The sequence below is a fragment of the Salegentibacter profundi genome (assembly GCF_054121475.1).
Genome location: NZ_JBSYGG010000007.1, coordinates 51,876 through 66,298, shown reverse-complemented (window position 1 = coordinate 66,298; position 14,423 = coordinate 51,876). Strand labels below are relative to the sequence as shown.

The window sequence follows — 14,423 nt, the reverse complement described above, 5'->3', positions numbered from 1 at the left end:
TTTGGATGAACACAGAAGGATTTTTTAATGGAAAATATTAAAGCTTTTTGCTTTTATTATATTTGGGAAAAATAAACAACCAATCTTTAAAAATATGAAACTTTTAGAAGGAAAAAATGCCATTATAACCGGAGGAAGTCGGGGAATAGGAAAAGGGATCGCACAGGTCTTTGCTGAGCACGGCGCAAATGTAGCTTTCACCTATAATTCCTCTGCTGAATCAGCTAACCAGCTTGCCAGTGAACTTAGCCAGGCCGGAGTGAAGGCCAAAGCTTATAAATCCAATGCCGCCAGTTTCTCAGAGGCTGAAAAACTTGTTAAAGATGTGATTGAAGATTTTGGAAGTATTGATATTCTGGTAAATAATGCTGGAATCACTAAGGACAATCTTCTCATGCGGATGAGTGAAGAGGATTTTGATAAGGTGATTGAGGTTAACCTCAAATCCATCTTCAATATGACCAAGGCGGTTCAAAGAACCATGTTAAAACAGCGTAAAGGAAGCATTATCAATATGAGTTCGGTTGTTGGTGTTAAGGGGAATGCAGGCCAGGCAAATTACGCCGCCTCGAAAGCTGGAATTATAGGGTTCTCCAAATCGATGGCTCTGGAGCTCGGATCAAGGAATATTCGAACCAATGTGATCGCACCTGGTTTTATAGAAACCGAGATGACCGGAAAACTAGATGAAAAAACCGTGGAAGGCTGGCGAGAGGCCATTCCCCTTAAACGTGGTGGCACCCCTAAGGATATTGCCAATGCTTGTGTTTTCCTTGGTAGTGATATGAGTGATTATGTCACAGGACAGGTGCTTCATATCGATGGTGGCATGCATACCTAATATTATGAAAAGGTGGAGTTCCAAAGATAATCGCTCAACAGTAAAGAGGGAAAATACTTCGCAGTGCTAATTTCTAACTTCGTGGGTTTTTATTTATCTTTCCTCAATGGATCTTAACAACATCATTTTAATAGCCCTGGCTGCAATAATTGCGCTAGGGTTTTCTTTTTTTCAGTATATATTCCGACGCAAAAAAGCACATCTGGATAATTATGTCCTTTTCGGGTTACGATCTTTATCTGTTTTCATCCTTTTATTGTTGTTGATGGATCTAAAGATTACCACAACCACTTTTGAGTTAGAAAAACCAAACCTTATCCTGGCAGCTGATAATTCCGTATCAATAGCTCATTTAAATCAAGCCGATACACTAAGGCATCTTATTAATTCTCTGGAAAATAATCAGCGACTCCAGGAGCGATTTGATATTTCCAATCTAAGTTTTGGAAGCGATATTCAACTTAGTGACAGCCTTAGCTTTCAGAAAGATCAGACCGATATCCATAATGTTTTGAGCCGGGGCCAGGAGCTGTTTCACAGGAAAAATACCGCCATGGTACTTTTCAGCGATGGACACCAAACCTTCGGGAGGGATTACCCATTTTTTAAAAGTCGATCTGGTTATGCTGTGCTTCCTTTAGTTTTAGGAGATACTACTTCATATGCGGACCTGGAAATCCGCAGGCTCAATGTGAATCGTTACGCTTTTCTTGGTAATCGCTTCCCTGTTGAGATCATGATTAATTATAAGGGACAGGAACCTGTTTCTACCAGTTTGGAACTTCGCTTGGGAACCACAGTAGTTTACCAGCAGAATTTGGATTTGGGACCTGAAAACGCTTCTGCAATTATCAATACTACCCTTCCTGCCAATGGAATTGGTGTACATACTTATCAGGCGATGATCACGCCACTGGCCAGGGAAAGGAATACAGAAAATAACAAGCGGAATTTCGCAGTGGAAGTCATAGATGAACGTGCCAAAATCCTATTGCTTAGTGATCTTACGCACCCCGATCTTGGAGCTCTGAAAAAATCGGTAGAGCACAACCTGAATCGAGAGCTGGAAATAAAATATATAGGTAAGGATAATTATGTGTTGGAGGATTATCAATTGGTGGTCCTTTACCAACCTAATACACAGTTCCGGAAAGTTTTTGAACAATTGCATTCCACAGCTATTGGTCGATTGATTATTACCGGTACCCAAACGGATTGGCGTTTTCTAAATTCCCATCAGGAGTTATTTAATAAGGATTTTACGGCTCAATCACAGGAGTTTGAAGCTTTGTATAATTCCGATTTCACGCGTTTTCAGTTTGAAGACATCGGCTTTGAAGATTTTCCACCTCTTATGGATCATTTTGGAGAAATTCAGCCAAATGGATTGGATCCCCTTTTATATCAAAAAATTGCTAATGTAGAAACACTTCAGCCCTTACTGGCTATTGCCGAAAGCAAGGAAAATAAAACCGGGGTTCTGTTTGGGGAAGGGATATGGCGCTGGCGGGCAGCCTCCTGGAGATCCAGTGGTTCCTTTGAAGATTTTGATGATTTTCTGGGTAAAATCGTACAATATCTTTCCACTCAAAGAAAGCGAGAGCGACTTAGTATAGATTATAAATCATTTTATTACAGCAACGAGCGTATATCCTTAGCGGCAAGATTTTTCGATGAGAATTATGCTTTTGATCCCGAAGGGTCGCTACATATGAGGATCGAGAACATTCAAACGGGCCAGGAGTATCAACGTGGAATGCTTTTAAAAAATAATGCTTATGTGTTGGATCTGGAAAATTTACCGGAAGGAAATTATGAATTTACCCTCAGGGAAGAACACACTGGTTTAACCCAGAAAGGGAAATTCAGTATTGTAGCCTCATCGGTAGAGACCCAACTTTCTTCAGCTAATCTGGACAAACTTCAGTTTCTGGCAACTAATAATAATGAAAATTTGTACTTTCCTGATAATTTGCAGGCTTTGATCTCCCAGCTGCTTAATGACGAAAGATTCATTCCTGTGCAGAAAAGCAATCAAAAAAACGTACCTTTGGTCAACTGGTATTATCTTTTGTTTTTGCTCGTTGCTTTGCTTGCAGCAGAATGGTTCTTCAGAAAATACCGGGGTCTAATTTAAAATTCAAAAATATAGATGGAAAAATTACCTAAAATTGGTTTACCGATCATTATCGGTATTGTATTATTAATCATATTTATTTCAAAATCCACCGTAACGATCGGTTCCGGGGAAGCCGGCGTGCTTTATAAAACCTTCAGTGGCGGAGTAGTTACCGACGAGCCTCCACTCAATGAAGGTTTTCACCTTGTAGCTCCCTGGAATAAAATCTTTGTTTATGAGGTGCGTCAACAATCTCTGGAGGAGTCCATGACAGTTCTAAGTTCCAACGGACTAGAGATAAGGGTGGATGCTTCTACCTGGTTCCAACCAACTTATAATGATCTGGGAAAACTTCATAGTGAAAAAGGAGAGGCCTACATCCAACGTTTGCTCCAACCGGCGGTTCGGTCAGCAGCCAGAGCTGTGGTAGGGAGGTACATACCAGAACAATTATATGCCAGTAAAAGAGAAGCAATTCAGAAGGAGATCCTGGAAGAAACCAGAATACTTTTAAAAGATCAGTATGTTCAGGTCAATGAAGTTTTGGTTCGCGATGTAGCATTGCCGCCAAATATCAAGGATGCCATAGAACGAAAACTTCGTCAGGAGCAGGAATCCCTGGAATATGAGTTTCGTTTGACCAAAGCAGAACAGGAAGCAGAACGCCAGCGGATCGATGCAGAAGGTAAGGCAAGGGCCAATGAAATCCTTAATGCATCGCTTACACCTAATATCCTTCGGGAAAAAGGAATCCAGGCGACCCTGGAACTAGCTAAGTCCAGCAACGCTAAAACAGTGATAATTGGAGGTGGAGAAGAAGGTCTGCCCATTATCTTAGGAAATAATTAATCAAACAATTCATAAAATTTGAGGCAGCTTTTTTGTTTATTAGATTTTATGTTTTAAGTTTGTCCTGACAATGAGAACAATTCAATTACATCATCATCATTTTTACCCCCACGCTCAGGCGAGGTAAATTTGATATGTAGTAATTTCGCATATTTAAAAAACCCGTTTGAGGACTTCAAACGGGTTTTTTATTTTTAAGAATTCCTGTTTGAAGGCCATAGAAGATTAAACCAAAAATTAGATTTTAGAAAATGAATCAGGAAAAATTAAGAATCGCTATTCAGAAATCAGGAAGGTTAAATGAAGATTCTCTCAAAATTCTCAAGGAAGCTGGAATTTCTATAGACAATGGTAAAGAGCAGCTTAAGGCTACTGCCCGTAACTTTCCGCTGGAGGTCATGTATTTGAGAAATGGTGATATCCCCCAGTATTTACGAGATGGAGTGGTAGATGTGGCTATTCTTGGAGAAAATGTACTTATTGAAAAAGGTAAGGATATTATTCGAGGAGAAAAGCTCGGATTTTCTAAATGTCGTGTATCCCTGGCTGTACCTAAGTCGATGCAATATAAAGGAATACAGGATCTAAATGGCAAGAAGATCGCTACTTCATATCCCAATACAGTAAATGAATTCCTTTCTAAAAAAGGGATCTCCGCAGAATTACACATCATTAATGGTTCGGTAGAGATCGCACCAAATATAGGCCTGGCCAATGCTATTTGTGATATTGTATCCAGTGGCAGTACTTTGTTTAAAAATGGCTTGAAAGAGGTGGAAGTTATGCTCAAAAGCGAAGCGGTATTAGCTATTTCCCCAAAGATCTCATCAGAGCGAAAAAACATATTGGAGAAACTTCAGTTTAGGTTAAAATCAGTGTTGAATGCCCGCACTTCTAAATATATTCTACTGAATGCTCCTAATGAAAATCTTGAGAAGATCATAAAATTGCTACCGGGAATGCGTAGCCCAACGGTTCTGCCACTTGCGGAAGAGGGTTGGAGTTCTGTACATACCGTGATCAATGAAGAAAGATTTTGGGAAGTAATCGACGAGCTTAAGGAAAATGGTGCAGAAGGAATTCTGGTAGCTCCAATAGAAAAAATGGTAATATAAAGCGTTAAGCAATGAAAAGATTTAGTAATCCCGCACGTGAAAATTGGTCGGAAATTCTCAAACGCCCCACTCAAAGTCTGGAAGAGGTGGAAGAAATCGTCCAGCAGGTTTTTTCCGAAGTAAAAACAAAAGGAGATCTTGCAGTAGGAAAGTACACGGAATTATTTGATGATTTTAAATTAAATGAACCCCGGGTTTCCAGGGAAGAAACCGAAACGGCTATTGAGCAGGTGCCAGCCGAGCTTAAGGAAGCCATTCAACTTGCAAAATCCAATATTTCCAAATTTCATAAAGCCCAGAGCAAAGAAAAGGTTTTTGTGGAAACTACCGAGGGAGTGGAGTGCTGGCAGGAAAAAAGGCCTATTCAAAAGGTAGGGCTATATATTCCTGGTGGTAGCGCCCCATTGTTTTCTACTATATTAATGCTGGCCGTACCCGCTGCAATTGCCGGGTGTAAGGAAATTGTACTATGTACACCTCCCTCAAAAGATGGGAAAATACATCCTGCTATTCTCTATACCGCGGAATTATGTGGGGTCACAAAAATATTTAAAGTTGGGGGTATTCAGGCCATTGCTGCGATGACTTTTGGCACCGATAGTATTCCGAAGGTCTACAAGATTTTTGGCCCTGGAAATCAATTTGTCACTGTAGCAAAACAATACGCTACCCGGTATGATGTAGCCATTGATATGCCTGCCGGTCCTTCAGAATTACTCGTAATGGCTGATGATACGGCTGATGCCGGATTTGTGGCTTCTGATCTACTGAGTCAGGCGGAACACGGGGCGGACAGCCAGGTAGTGCTGGTCTCTACTTCTGAAGCGCTTCTCGATGCCGTAGAAGTCGAGATCCAGCATCAGCTGGAAGCTCTTCCACGAAAAGCCTTAGCTGAGCAAGCTATCCAGCACTGTAGGTTTATTGCTATGAACTTAGATGAAACAGCCCTTGATCTTATCAACTTTTATGCCCCTGAACATTTTATCATTTGTACAAATAACCCTGATTTTTATACCCATGGAATTGAGAATGCCGGTTCAGTATTTATTGGAAATTACACCCCGGAGAGCGCAGGCGACTATGCCTCAGGCACTAATCATACCCTTCCTACCAATGGCTATGCCAGGCAATATAGCGGGGTAAACCTTGATAGTTTTATGAAAGCAATGACCTTTCAGAGAATTTCTCCTGAAGGAATTAAAAATATCGGGCCGGCCATAGCACTGATGGCCCAGGCCGAAGGCCTACAGGCCCATAAGAACGCCGTGAGTTTAAGGTTAAATAATTTGAAGGATAAACGATGAAGTACTTCGATCTAGATGCGTTGGTTAGACCTAATGTGGCAACACTAAAGCCTTATTCTTCAGCAAGGGATGAATACAAATCAGTAGGAGAGGAAATGGTTTTTCTGGATGCCAATGAAAACCCTTTTTCCACCGATGTGAACCGTTATCCTGATCCCCATCAGCGCAATCTAAAAGTTAAATTGGCTCATATTAAAGGGGTCTTTCCAGAGAACATCCTGCTGGGAAACGGAAGTGATGAAGTCCTGGACTTATTGTTTCGAGCTTTCTGCCAACCTGGTGTGGACAACATCATTACTTTACCACCGACCTACGGAATGTATTCGGTCCTTGCAGGGATTAATAATGTGGAAAACAGGGAGGTTTTACTTTCTGCTGATTTCCAGCCTGAAACTCCGGAAATTTTTAAGGTGATTACCGATAAGACCAAAATGATCTTTTTATGCTCCCCGAACAATCCTACCGGTAATAGTTTTACCCAAGCCAAAGTACTGGAGATTTTAGAAAATTTCAGAGGTATTGTAGTGATCGATGAAGCCTATATCGATTTTTCTCAAAAGGAAAGTTGGTTAACCAGGTTGGAAAAATACCCGAACCTGGTTATCACTCAAACGCTTTCCAAGGCTTATGGACTGGCGGGAATCAGATTAGGTATCCTTTATGCCTCCAGAGAGATTATAGGAATCCTTAACAGGATCAAACCACCCTATAACGTAAATGAATTAACCCAGCAAAGAGCCCTTACGGAGTTAAAAAATAAGGAAAAGCTAAATTCCCAGGTCAATGAGATTTTGGAAGAAAGGTCCAAATTACTCCAAGGTCTTCAGGGAATTGAATTTGTCAAAAAAATATATGAGTCCGATGCCAATTTTATCCTTGTCAGGGTTGATGATGCCAATAAACGATATCAGCAATTAATCGAGAAAGGAATTGTAGTCAGAAACCGAAGTACCCAGCCACTATGTGAAAATACCCTTAGGCTGACTATAGGGACATCAGAGGAAAACCATAGCTTACTAAAGGTGTTGAAACAATTGAAATAATTGAAAAATATTTAAGTTTGAGAGGAGTTTCGCTAAAGCTTAAACCAAGGAATAAGTACTGACATCTCTGGAAACGAAAATTTAAATTCCACCATGGTGGAAAAGAGCATTAAAAATTATGAAAAAAGTATTGTTTATAGACCGTGATGGCACCCTGGTGCTGGAACCGGAAGATTACCAGGTAGATAGCCTGGATAAACTGGAATTTTATCCGGAAGTATTTTATTATTTATCCCGTATTGCCCGTGAATTAGATTATGAGCTGGTTATGGTGACCAATCAGGATGGGTTGGGAACAGACAATTATCCGGAGGAAAGTTACCAGAAAGTGCAAAATTTTATTTTGAAGAGTTTCGAAAATGAAGGAGTAACATTTAGCTCGATTCTCATGGACCGAACTTTCCCAGAAGAAAAATCCCCAAATCGCAAACCTAATACCGGTTTATTAAAGCAAAACTATCTAGGTAATTCTGCATATGACCTTGAAAATTCCTATATGATAGGGGATCGCCTCACCGATATGGAATTTGCCCTGAATTATGGTGGAAAGGGAATTTTTATCGACACTCATGAAGACCTTGGTAGTGCTGAAATCCAGGAAAAAATGGACCAGGTAAAAAAGGTAATTTCCCTGAGAACATCAAGTTGGAAAGAGATCTATGAATTTCTAAAGTTAAAAGCCAGAACCGCCCAGATATCAAGAAAAACCAACGAAACCGAAATCTTTATTCGAATTAATCTGGATGGCACGGGAAGATCAGATATCTCGACTGGTTTGGCATTTTTCGATCATATGCTGGATCAAATTGCTCGCCATGGCCAGATCGATATGGAAATAAAAGTAAAGGGCGACCTTGAAGTGGATGAACATCATACCATAGAAGATACTGCCATTGCCCTTGGAGAGGTTTTCAGCAAGGCTCTTGGTGATAAACTGGGTATTGAACGTTATGGGTTTTGCCTGCCCATGGATGATTGTCTCTCCCAGGTAGCCATTGATTTTGGTGGTAGAAACTGGCTGATGTGGGAGGCTGAATTTAGTCGTGAGATGATCGGAAAAATGCCTACGGAAATGTTCTATCATTTCTTTAAATCTTTCACAGATGGAGCCAAGGCTAATTTGAATATAAAGGCCGAAGGCACTAATGAACATCATAAAATTGAGGCCATCTTTAAAGCCTTTGCCAAAGCAATTAAAATGGCCGTTAAGCGCGATGCGGAAAAAATGATTCTGCCGTCGACAAAAGGTATGTTATAATTTAGAAATCAGAAGTTGAAAACAAATGCTAAGCTATTTTTCAACTATCATTATAATTTTAAAAATTGAAAATAATAATTGTTGATTACGGAGCAGGGAATATTCAAAGCATCAAATTTGCGATTAAACGGCTTGGTTATAATGCGGAATTGAGCAGTGACCCCAAAGCGATCAGAGCAGCTGATAAGGTTATTTTTCCCGGGGTAGGCGAGGCCGGAAGTGCCATGAAGATGTTGAAAAGTACCGGCCTGGATAAAGTTATTCCTGAGCTGGACCAACCCGTACTGGGGATTTGTCTGGGAATGCAGTTGATGTGCCGCCATTCCCAGGAAGGCAATACCAAGGGATTGGGTATTTTTCACGCCGATGTGGTAAAATTTGATAACGATCTTAAGGTGCCGCAAATTGGGTGGAATAGCATCTATGATTTGAAGTCCCCTCTTTTTGAGGGAATCCGGGAGCAGGAGTTTGTATACCTTGTACATAGCTTTTATGTGCCAGAATGTGCAGAGACCATTGCCTCCACCGAATATGGAGTAGAATACACCACCGCCATTCAAAAAGACAATTTTTATGGCGTACAATTTCATCCTGAAAAAAGTAGCGACGCGGGAGAGCGCATACTGAAAAATTTTTTAGAAATTCCAGGAGCTAAAAAATAAAGATGAACCTGGTTGAATAAAAGAGGTGAAGCGAAAATAAGAAATTCCAGTTCTCCTGAAAGCAAATTAAATTTAGAACAAAGCGCTGATTTTAACTATGAGAATTATACCAGCTATAGATATTATTGAAGGAAAATGCGTAAGGCTTTCCAAAGGTGATTATCAAACAAAAAAAATATACAATGAAAACCCGCTTGAAGTAGCCAAAAATTTTGAGGCCCATGGAATTCAGTATTTACATTTAGTAGACCTCGATGGGGCAAAATCTAAACATATTGTAAATCATAAGATCCTGGAGCAAATCGCCTCTAAAACAACGCTAAGAATTGATTTTGGAGGAGGATTGAAATCGGATGAGGATCTGCGCATAGCTTTTGAAAGTGGTGCCAGCCAGGTTACCGGTGGGAGTATTGCTGTAAAGGACCCGGAAATTTTTAAAAGCTGGATTAAAAAATTTGGTAGGGAAAAAATAATCCTGGGAGCGGATGCCAATGATGAAAAGATTGCCGTGAGCGGTTGGCAGGAAGAATCAGGCCTGGCTTTGATACCATTTATCCAGGAATATCAAAAGGAAGGCATACAATATGTTATATGTACCGATATCTCTAAGGATGGTATGCTGGAAGGACCTGCCTTTGATCTTTATCAAAGGATTATGGAACAAACCAGCCATCTTCCAAAAAGCGATTCAAAAAGGCAGGAGAAGCTTAAATTAATCGCCTCGGGAGGGATTTCAAAATTCGAGGAATTACCCAAATTAGCTGCTCTTGGGTGTGAAGGGACTATTATAGGTAAGGCTATTTATGAAGGCCGTATCCCATTAAAAAAACTAGAAAATTACATTCTTCATAATGAATAATTCACCAAACCGAACTTTGTATATCTAATCTCACATTATGCTTACAAAACGAATCATACCCTGTCTGGACATAAAAGATGGAAGAACCGTCAAAGGGATTAATTTTATTGATCTTCGCGATGCAGGGGACCCAGTGGAACTGGCTGAAATTTACGCCAGATCCGGGGCCGATGAATTGGTCTTCCTGGATATAACTGCTACTGAGCAGAAAAGAAAAACCCTGGCCAAACTGGTTAGACGGGTGGCCGAGAAAGTAAATATACCCTTTACAGTCGGCGGTGGGATTTCCTCGGTAGAAGATGTGGATATATTGCTGAAAAATGGTGCCGATAAGGTTTCTGTTAATTCATCGGCTGTTAAACGACCACAACTTATCAATGAGCTGGCCGCCAAATTTGGCAGTCAGTGTATTACCGTGGCTATTGATGCCAGAGAGGTCAATGGTGAATGGTTAGTGCATCTTGTTGGCGGAAAGGTGCCTACTGATATTAATCTTTTTCAGTGGGCAAAAGAAGTGGAAGAAAGAGGCGCTGGAGAAATCCTGTTTACTTCTATGAATAATGATGGAACCAAGGCGGGATTTGCCAATGAGGCTCTGGCAATTTTGTCCTCGGAATTAAAAATTCCTGTAATCGCTTCCGGGGGAGCTGGCAATATGCAGCATTTTACTGATGTCTTTTTAAAAGGAAAGGCAGATGCCGCCCTGGCAGCCAGCGTTTTTCATTTTAAGGAAATAGAAATTAAAGACTTAAAAACAGAATTACGAGCTAACGCAATTGAAGTAAGACTCTAAAGACTTGATGATGAATATAGATTTTAACAAGGATAAAAGCGGGCTTGTTCCCGCGATCATTCAGGATGTGAACACAAAAAATGTGTTGATGCTAGGATATATGAACGAGGAAGCTTTCTTAAAGACCAATCAGACCAAGAAGGTGACTTTTTTTAGCAGAACTAAGAACCGCCTTTGGACCAAAGGGGAGGAAAGTGGAAATTACCTGAATCTGGTCGAAATTAAACTGGATTGTGATAATGATACTTTACTTGTTTTGGTGACACCCCAGGGACCTACCTGCCACCTGGGTACCGATACCTGTTGGGGAGATCATAACGAACCAAATTTTGGATTTCTGAGCAACCTTGAGGGAATTATCGAACAACGAAAAAGATGGAGTGAGGTAGAACCAGCCCTACGAGAAGACAAGAAAAGTTACGTGGTATCCCTTTTTGATGAAGGGATAAATAAAATCGCACAGAAAGTAGGAGAGGAAGCTGTGGAGACCGTCATTGAGGCAAAAGATGATAATGAAGACCTGTTTTTGAATGAAAGTGCCGATCTTTTATTCCATTACCTGATATTGCTGCAGGCAAAAGGATTTGCCTTAAAAGATATAACAAAAGTGCTGGAAGAGAGACATCGCTAATCGTTCCAGACTCCGAATTGTCCAGATTGGTAATCCCTGTAAGCCTGATTAATCTCTTCCAAAGTGTTCATCACAAAGGGACCCCGGGCAACTACGGGCTCCTTCAAAGGTAAGGCGTGGCCAAAAAGCAACACGGAGTTTTCTATGGCTTTAAGCATTAGTTCTTCGGAATCATTTTCGAAATCCACAAGATGCAACGCCATGGCTTGTTTTCCATTCACATGGAGTTCTCCTTTAATCACGTAAAAGAAAATGTTATGATCACTTGGGACTTTTAACTGAAGCTTAGTGTCTTTTTCCAGGGAGATCGTGGCCAAATGGATACCGGTTTCAGAGCTAAAAGCGCCTTGGGTATCGAGAAATTCTCCTGAGATTACCTGGGCCTGGCCGCCCTCAAATTCCTTTAAGGGAATTTCAGCATTTTGAAGTCCTTTATACCAAGGACTGGTCATTTTTAACCTGGCCGGTAAATTCACCCAAAGCTGTAGAATCTCGAGTCTACCGCCTTTTTCTTTAAATTCTTCCGAAGAAACTTCCGCATGTATGAGCCCACTTCCTGCCCTCATCCACTGGACACCTCCGGCTCCGATGATGCTTTCATTTCCCTTAGAGTCCTTATGCGAGATATCTCCCTCTAAAATAAAGGTTATTGTTTCCATACCGCGATGGGGGTGAGGTCCAAATGGGAGCCCCTGGTTGTTAGGAGGATAGGATTGTGGTCCGTGGTGATTGAGAAAGATGAAAGGATCAATCATATCGATACTGCCCGTTGGCATGGGTGAATAGGTGATTAAATCCCCAATGGGACGATATTCAGCCTTAACGATCTTCCGGATACTTCTCATTGGATTACTTATTACGCACGTAAATAAGTTTAAATCTACTGTTTTGACCTGAACGGGATTCTACTTCAAATTTCGGGACAGAGCTGATAAGCGGGGTGAGTTTTTCGTAACCATAATTACGGGAATCGAAATTTGGCTGTTTTTTCTGCAGCAGGCTTCCAACATCGCCAAGGAACGCCCAGCCATCTTCATCGGCGACATCCGAAATGGTCGCTGAAATAAGCTTAATGACTTTCGGGGTGATTTTATCCACGGTTTTCTTCTGCCGCTTTTTACCGCCTTTACCACTTTCATCTCCAGAATCTTTCTCTTCACTGTCCTTGAGAATTTCTAAATAAATAAACCGATCGCAGGCGACAATAAAGGGGTCAGGGGTTTTCTTTTCTCCAATTCCGTATACCTTCATCCCTGCCTCCCGCAGGCGGGTGGCCAGTTTAGTAAAATCACTATCACTGGAAACCAGGCAGAAACCATCCACTTTATTGGAATATAGGATATCCATCGCATCGATAATCATCGCTGAATCCGTAGCGTTTTTTCCCTGGGTATAAGCATATTGCTGGATAGGGTTGATGGCATTTTCCAATAGTACGCCTTTCCACTTAGCAAGGTGTGGTTTGGTCCAGTCTCCATAAATTCGTTTTATAGTAGGATTGCCATATTTGGCGATTTCCTCCATCATTTCTTTAATATATGCAGAAGGTATATTATCTCCATCAATGAGTACTGCAAGATTGTGATCCATATTTAATTTTGAAATTATTTCTAAAGGTACAAAAAAAGGCCGCCCCAAGACCTTCCAGGTTGAGGGCGGCAGTAAAAAAGGAATCTAAATTTAGCTATATCGATAAATAGCGTTCATTTTAGAACTATTTTCGGGCATCTGTTCCTGCTCAACCAGAAAGACATTCCCACCTTGATTAAGCACATTGCGGGCAGCCCAGTTCATAAGAGAGAAATTTCCGTTATGTTGACCTTCCTGAATATCTACCTTCATATTATCCTCATTATAAGTCCCCCAGATCTCCGCAGTCCTATCCAGAAATAAGGTATCCACTTTACCTTGATGGATGGCCGGTAAGATGTCATGAATGCTTACGGCTGTTTTTCCATTCTCCTCCTGGAATTTGTCTAATTTCTCACGCTTTTGTTTTTCAAACAGAGGCTCTATGGTTTCCCAGGCCCTTTGATGTAAGCCAAGCATGTCCGTATCCTGAGGGTTTCCTATAACCCCTTCCGGATACAGATCGTCATAGGTATTGGCCTCCTTATAAATTGGAAAAAGGTAATCCTGACAGGCGATTAACAAGGGTAATTTTTCTTCCTGAAAAAGAGGGTGCAGCCCTTTATCTATTGCCCTGAAAAACCTGAATATTTCATTTTTCCGTTCTCGGTCCGCCCCAGCATGGCCATGCATAGCCTGTTGGCCCATAGAGGTAGCACTGCTTTTTTGTTGAAGGGTTTTTTCCTCATAATCATAACCTACACGATCTTCCAGGCGTGAAGGTACCATTTCCTCTATATTTTTTGGAACAATACTGTATTTTGAAGCTTCATAGAAGGCTACATGCTCCACTTGAAGCGATAACAGGTAAAATCTTCCGTCCCCTGAAAATAAAGGAACCAAAGGTTTTACGTAGAATTCATTGTTGATATAATAATACGGATCAAATTGTAAGGGAAGCGTGAATTTCCTGAAAAAGTCTTCGGCGACATAGATGGCCAAGCCATCAGACTGGTGACGCCAAAATCCCTTGTCGTTTAATAATTGTTGAATGGGCTCGTCGAGCTTTTCAATTTTATCATTTGGAATCTCTTTTTCTTGGAGTTTATTTTTGATTTCTTTCCACAGGGATTTCAAGTGGGTTTTGTTTTTTTCTTCCAGCACTTCTTTGCCGGCTCGCTGGGTCGGGATAAAAATAGAAACACTCACTTCATTATTAAATCCAGCTAATTCCTGAAACTCTTTTTCACTTATCAAGGACATAATTTCATATTTTTGTTAAAAATCATGAAGAAAAAACCTATGGTTCTTCTTCGCGATTTTTTGGTTTAAACTTAATGATAAGATAAGCCGATTTGGGGGGAAATCAAAGGTTTTATG

Annotated in this window: 14 protein-coding genes; 11 read left to right on the top strand and 3 right to left on the bottom strand. The window is 40.8% G+C overall.

The window, feature by feature from the left end:
* Positions 1-94: 94 nt before the first annotated feature.
* The 11 genes from fabG to hisIE all read left to right on the top strand — a co-directional run bounded on the left by fabG (position 95) and on the right by hisIE (position 11,474).
* The gene (gene fabG, locus ACW6NC_RS10505) at positions 95-841 is read left to right on the top strand and encodes a 3-oxoacyl-[acyl-carrier-protein] reductase (protein ID WP_457865859.1); all 747 of its coding nucleotides are present in this window, start codon (positions 95-97) and stop codon (positions 839-841) included.
* 106 nt (positions 842-947) lie between these two features.
* A complete protein-coding gene (locus tag ACW6NC_RS10500) occupies positions 948-2,978 on the top strand; it encodes a VWA domain-containing protein (protein WP_457865857.1) in 2,031 nt (676 codons plus the stop codon).
* A gap of 15 nt (positions 2,979-2,993) precedes the next feature.
* Complete coding sequence (locus ACW6NC_RS10495) at positions 2,994-3,809, top strand: prohibitin family protein (RefSeq protein WP_457865855.1); 816 nt, start codon at positions 2,994-2,996, stop codon at positions 3,807-3,809.
* A gap of 251 nt (positions 3,810-4,060) precedes the next feature.
* Positions 4,061-4,924, top strand: a complete 864-nt coding sequence (gene hisG, locus ACW6NC_RS10490; protein WP_457865853.1) for an ATP phosphoribosyltransferase — start codon at positions 4,061-4,063, stop codon at positions 4,922-4,924.
* 11 nt (positions 4,925-4,935) lie between these two features.
* Complete coding sequence (gene hisD, locus ACW6NC_RS10485) at positions 4,936-6,228, top strand: histidinol dehydrogenase (protein ID WP_457865851.1); 1,293 nt, start codon at positions 4,936-4,938, stop codon at positions 6,226-6,228.
* On the top strand, positions 6,225-7,271 hold the full coding sequence (hisC, locus tag ACW6NC_RS10480; RefSeq protein ID WP_457865850.1) for a histidinol-phosphate transaminase: 1,047 nt from the start codon (positions 6,225-6,227) through the stop codon (positions 7,269-7,271). Before hisD ends, hisC begins: the two co-directional genes overlap by 4 nt.
* Positions 7,272-7,389: 118 nt before the next feature.
* Positions 7,390-8,529 carry a bifunctional histidinol-phosphatase/imidazoleglycerol-phosphate dehydratase HisB gene (gene hisB / locus ACW6NC_RS10475; RefSeq protein ID WP_457865848.1) on the top strand — a complete coding sequence of 380 codons (1,140 nt, stop codon included), beginning with the start codon at positions 7,390-7,392 and terminating at the stop codon, positions 8,527-8,529.
* Positions 8,530-8,594: 65 nt separating this feature from the next.
* The gene (hisH, locus tag ACW6NC_RS10470) at positions 8,595-9,191 is read left to right on the top strand and encodes an imidazole glycerol phosphate synthase subunit HisH (protein WP_457865846.1); all 597 of its coding nucleotides are present in this window, start codon (positions 8,595-8,597) and stop codon (positions 9,189-9,191) included.
* Between the two features lie 97 nt (positions 9,192-9,288).
* Positions 9,289-10,050, top strand: coding sequence for a 1-(5-phosphoribosyl)-5-[(5-phosphoribosylamino)methylideneamino]imidazole-4-carboxamide isomerase (gene hisA, locus ACW6NC_RS10465; protein ID WP_457865844.1), 762 nt, complete (start codon positions 9,289-9,291; stop codon positions 10,048-10,050).
* A gap of 37 nt (positions 10,051-10,087) precedes the next feature.
* Positions 10,088-10,843 carry an imidazole glycerol phosphate synthase subunit HisF gene (gene hisF / locus ACW6NC_RS10460; RefSeq protein ID WP_457865842.1) on the top strand — a complete coding sequence of 252 codons (756 nt, stop codon included), beginning with the start codon at positions 10,088-10,090 and terminating at the stop codon, positions 10,841-10,843.
* A 10-nt stretch (positions 10,844-10,853) separates the two neighbouring features.
* Positions 10,854-11,474, top strand: a complete 621-nt coding sequence (gene hisIE / locus ACW6NC_RS10455; protein WP_457866018.1) for a bifunctional phosphoribosyl-AMP cyclohydrolase/phosphoribosyl-ATP diphosphatase HisIE — start codon at positions 10,854-10,856, stop codon at positions 11,472-11,474.
* Here hisIE and ACW6NC_RS10450 read toward each other — a convergent pair.
* The 3 genes from ACW6NC_RS10450 to ACW6NC_RS10440 form a co-directional block, all read right to left on the bottom strand.
* Entirely contained in the window at positions 11,471-12,319 is an 849-nt protein-coding gene (locus ACW6NC_RS10450; RefSeq protein WP_457865841.1) for a pirin family protein, read from the bottom strand. The genes hisIE and ACW6NC_RS10450 overlap by 4 nt on opposite strands.
* A 4-nt stretch (positions 12,320-12,323) precedes the next feature.
* Positions 12,324-13,064, bottom strand: a complete 741-nt coding sequence (locus ACW6NC_RS10445; RefSeq protein WP_457865839.1) for an NYN domain-containing protein — start codon at positions 13,062-13,064, stop codon at positions 12,324-12,326.
* A gap of 90 nt (positions 13,065-13,154) precedes the next feature.
* Complete coding sequence (locus ACW6NC_RS10440) at positions 13,155-14,306, bottom strand: baeRF7 domain-containing protein (protein WP_457865837.1); 1,152 nt, start codon at positions 14,304-14,306, stop codon at positions 13,155-13,157.
* Positions 14,307-14,423: the final 117 nt, after the last annotated feature.

What these genes read in the sequence shown, in the direction of transcription:
- fabG (WP_457865859.1), top strand. Translation starts at nt 95, where the DNA reads ATGAAACTTTTAGAAGGAAAAAATGCCATTATAACCGGAGGAAGTCGG.
- ACW6NC_RS10500 (WP_457865857.1), top strand. Translation starts at nt 948, where the DNA reads ATGGATCTTAACAACATCATTTTAATAGCCCTGGCTGCAATAATTGCG.
- ACW6NC_RS10495 (WP_457865855.1), top strand. Translation starts at nt 2,994, where the DNA reads ATGGAAAAATTACCTAAAATTGGTTTACCGATCATTATCGGTATTGTA.
- hisG (WP_457865853.1), top strand. Translation starts at nt 4,061, where the DNA reads ATGAATCAGGAAAAATTAAGAATCGCTATTCAGAAATCAGGAAGGTTA.
- hisD (WP_457865851.1), top strand. Translation starts at nt 4,936, where the DNA reads ATGAAAAGATTTAGTAATCCCGCACGTGAAAATTGGTCGGAAATTCTC.
- hisC (WP_457865850.1), top strand. Translation starts at nt 6,225, where the DNA reads ATGAAGTACTTCGATCTAGATGCGTTGGTTAGACCTAATGTGGCAACA.
- hisB (WP_457865848.1), top strand. Translation starts at nt 7,390, where the DNA reads ATGAAAAAAGTATTGTTTATAGACCGTGATGGCACCCTGGTGCTGGAA.
- hisA (WP_457865844.1), top strand. Translation starts at nt 9,289, where the DNA reads ATGAGAATTATACCAGCTATAGATATTATTGAAGGAAAATGCGTAAGG.
- hisF (WP_457865842.1), top strand. Translation starts at nt 10,088, where the DNA reads ATGCTTACAAAACGAATCATACCCTGTCTGGACATAAAAGATGGAAGA.
- hisIE (WP_457866018.1), top strand. Translation starts at nt 10,854, where the DNA reads ATGAATATAGATTTTAACAAGGATAAAAGCGGGCTTGTTCCCGCGATC.
- ACW6NC_RS10450 (WP_457865841.1), bottom strand. Translation starts at nt 12,319, where the DNA reads ATGAGAAGTATCCGGAAGATCGTTAAGGCTGAATATCGTCCCATTGGG.
- ACW6NC_RS10445 (WP_457865839.1), bottom strand. Translation starts at nt 13,064, where the DNA reads ATGGATCACAATCTTGCAGTACTCATTGATGGAGATAATATACCTTCT.
- ACW6NC_RS10440 (WP_457865837.1), bottom strand. Translation starts at nt 14,306, where the DNA reads ATGTCCTTGATAAGTGAAAAAGAGTTTCAGGAATTAGCTGGATTTAAT.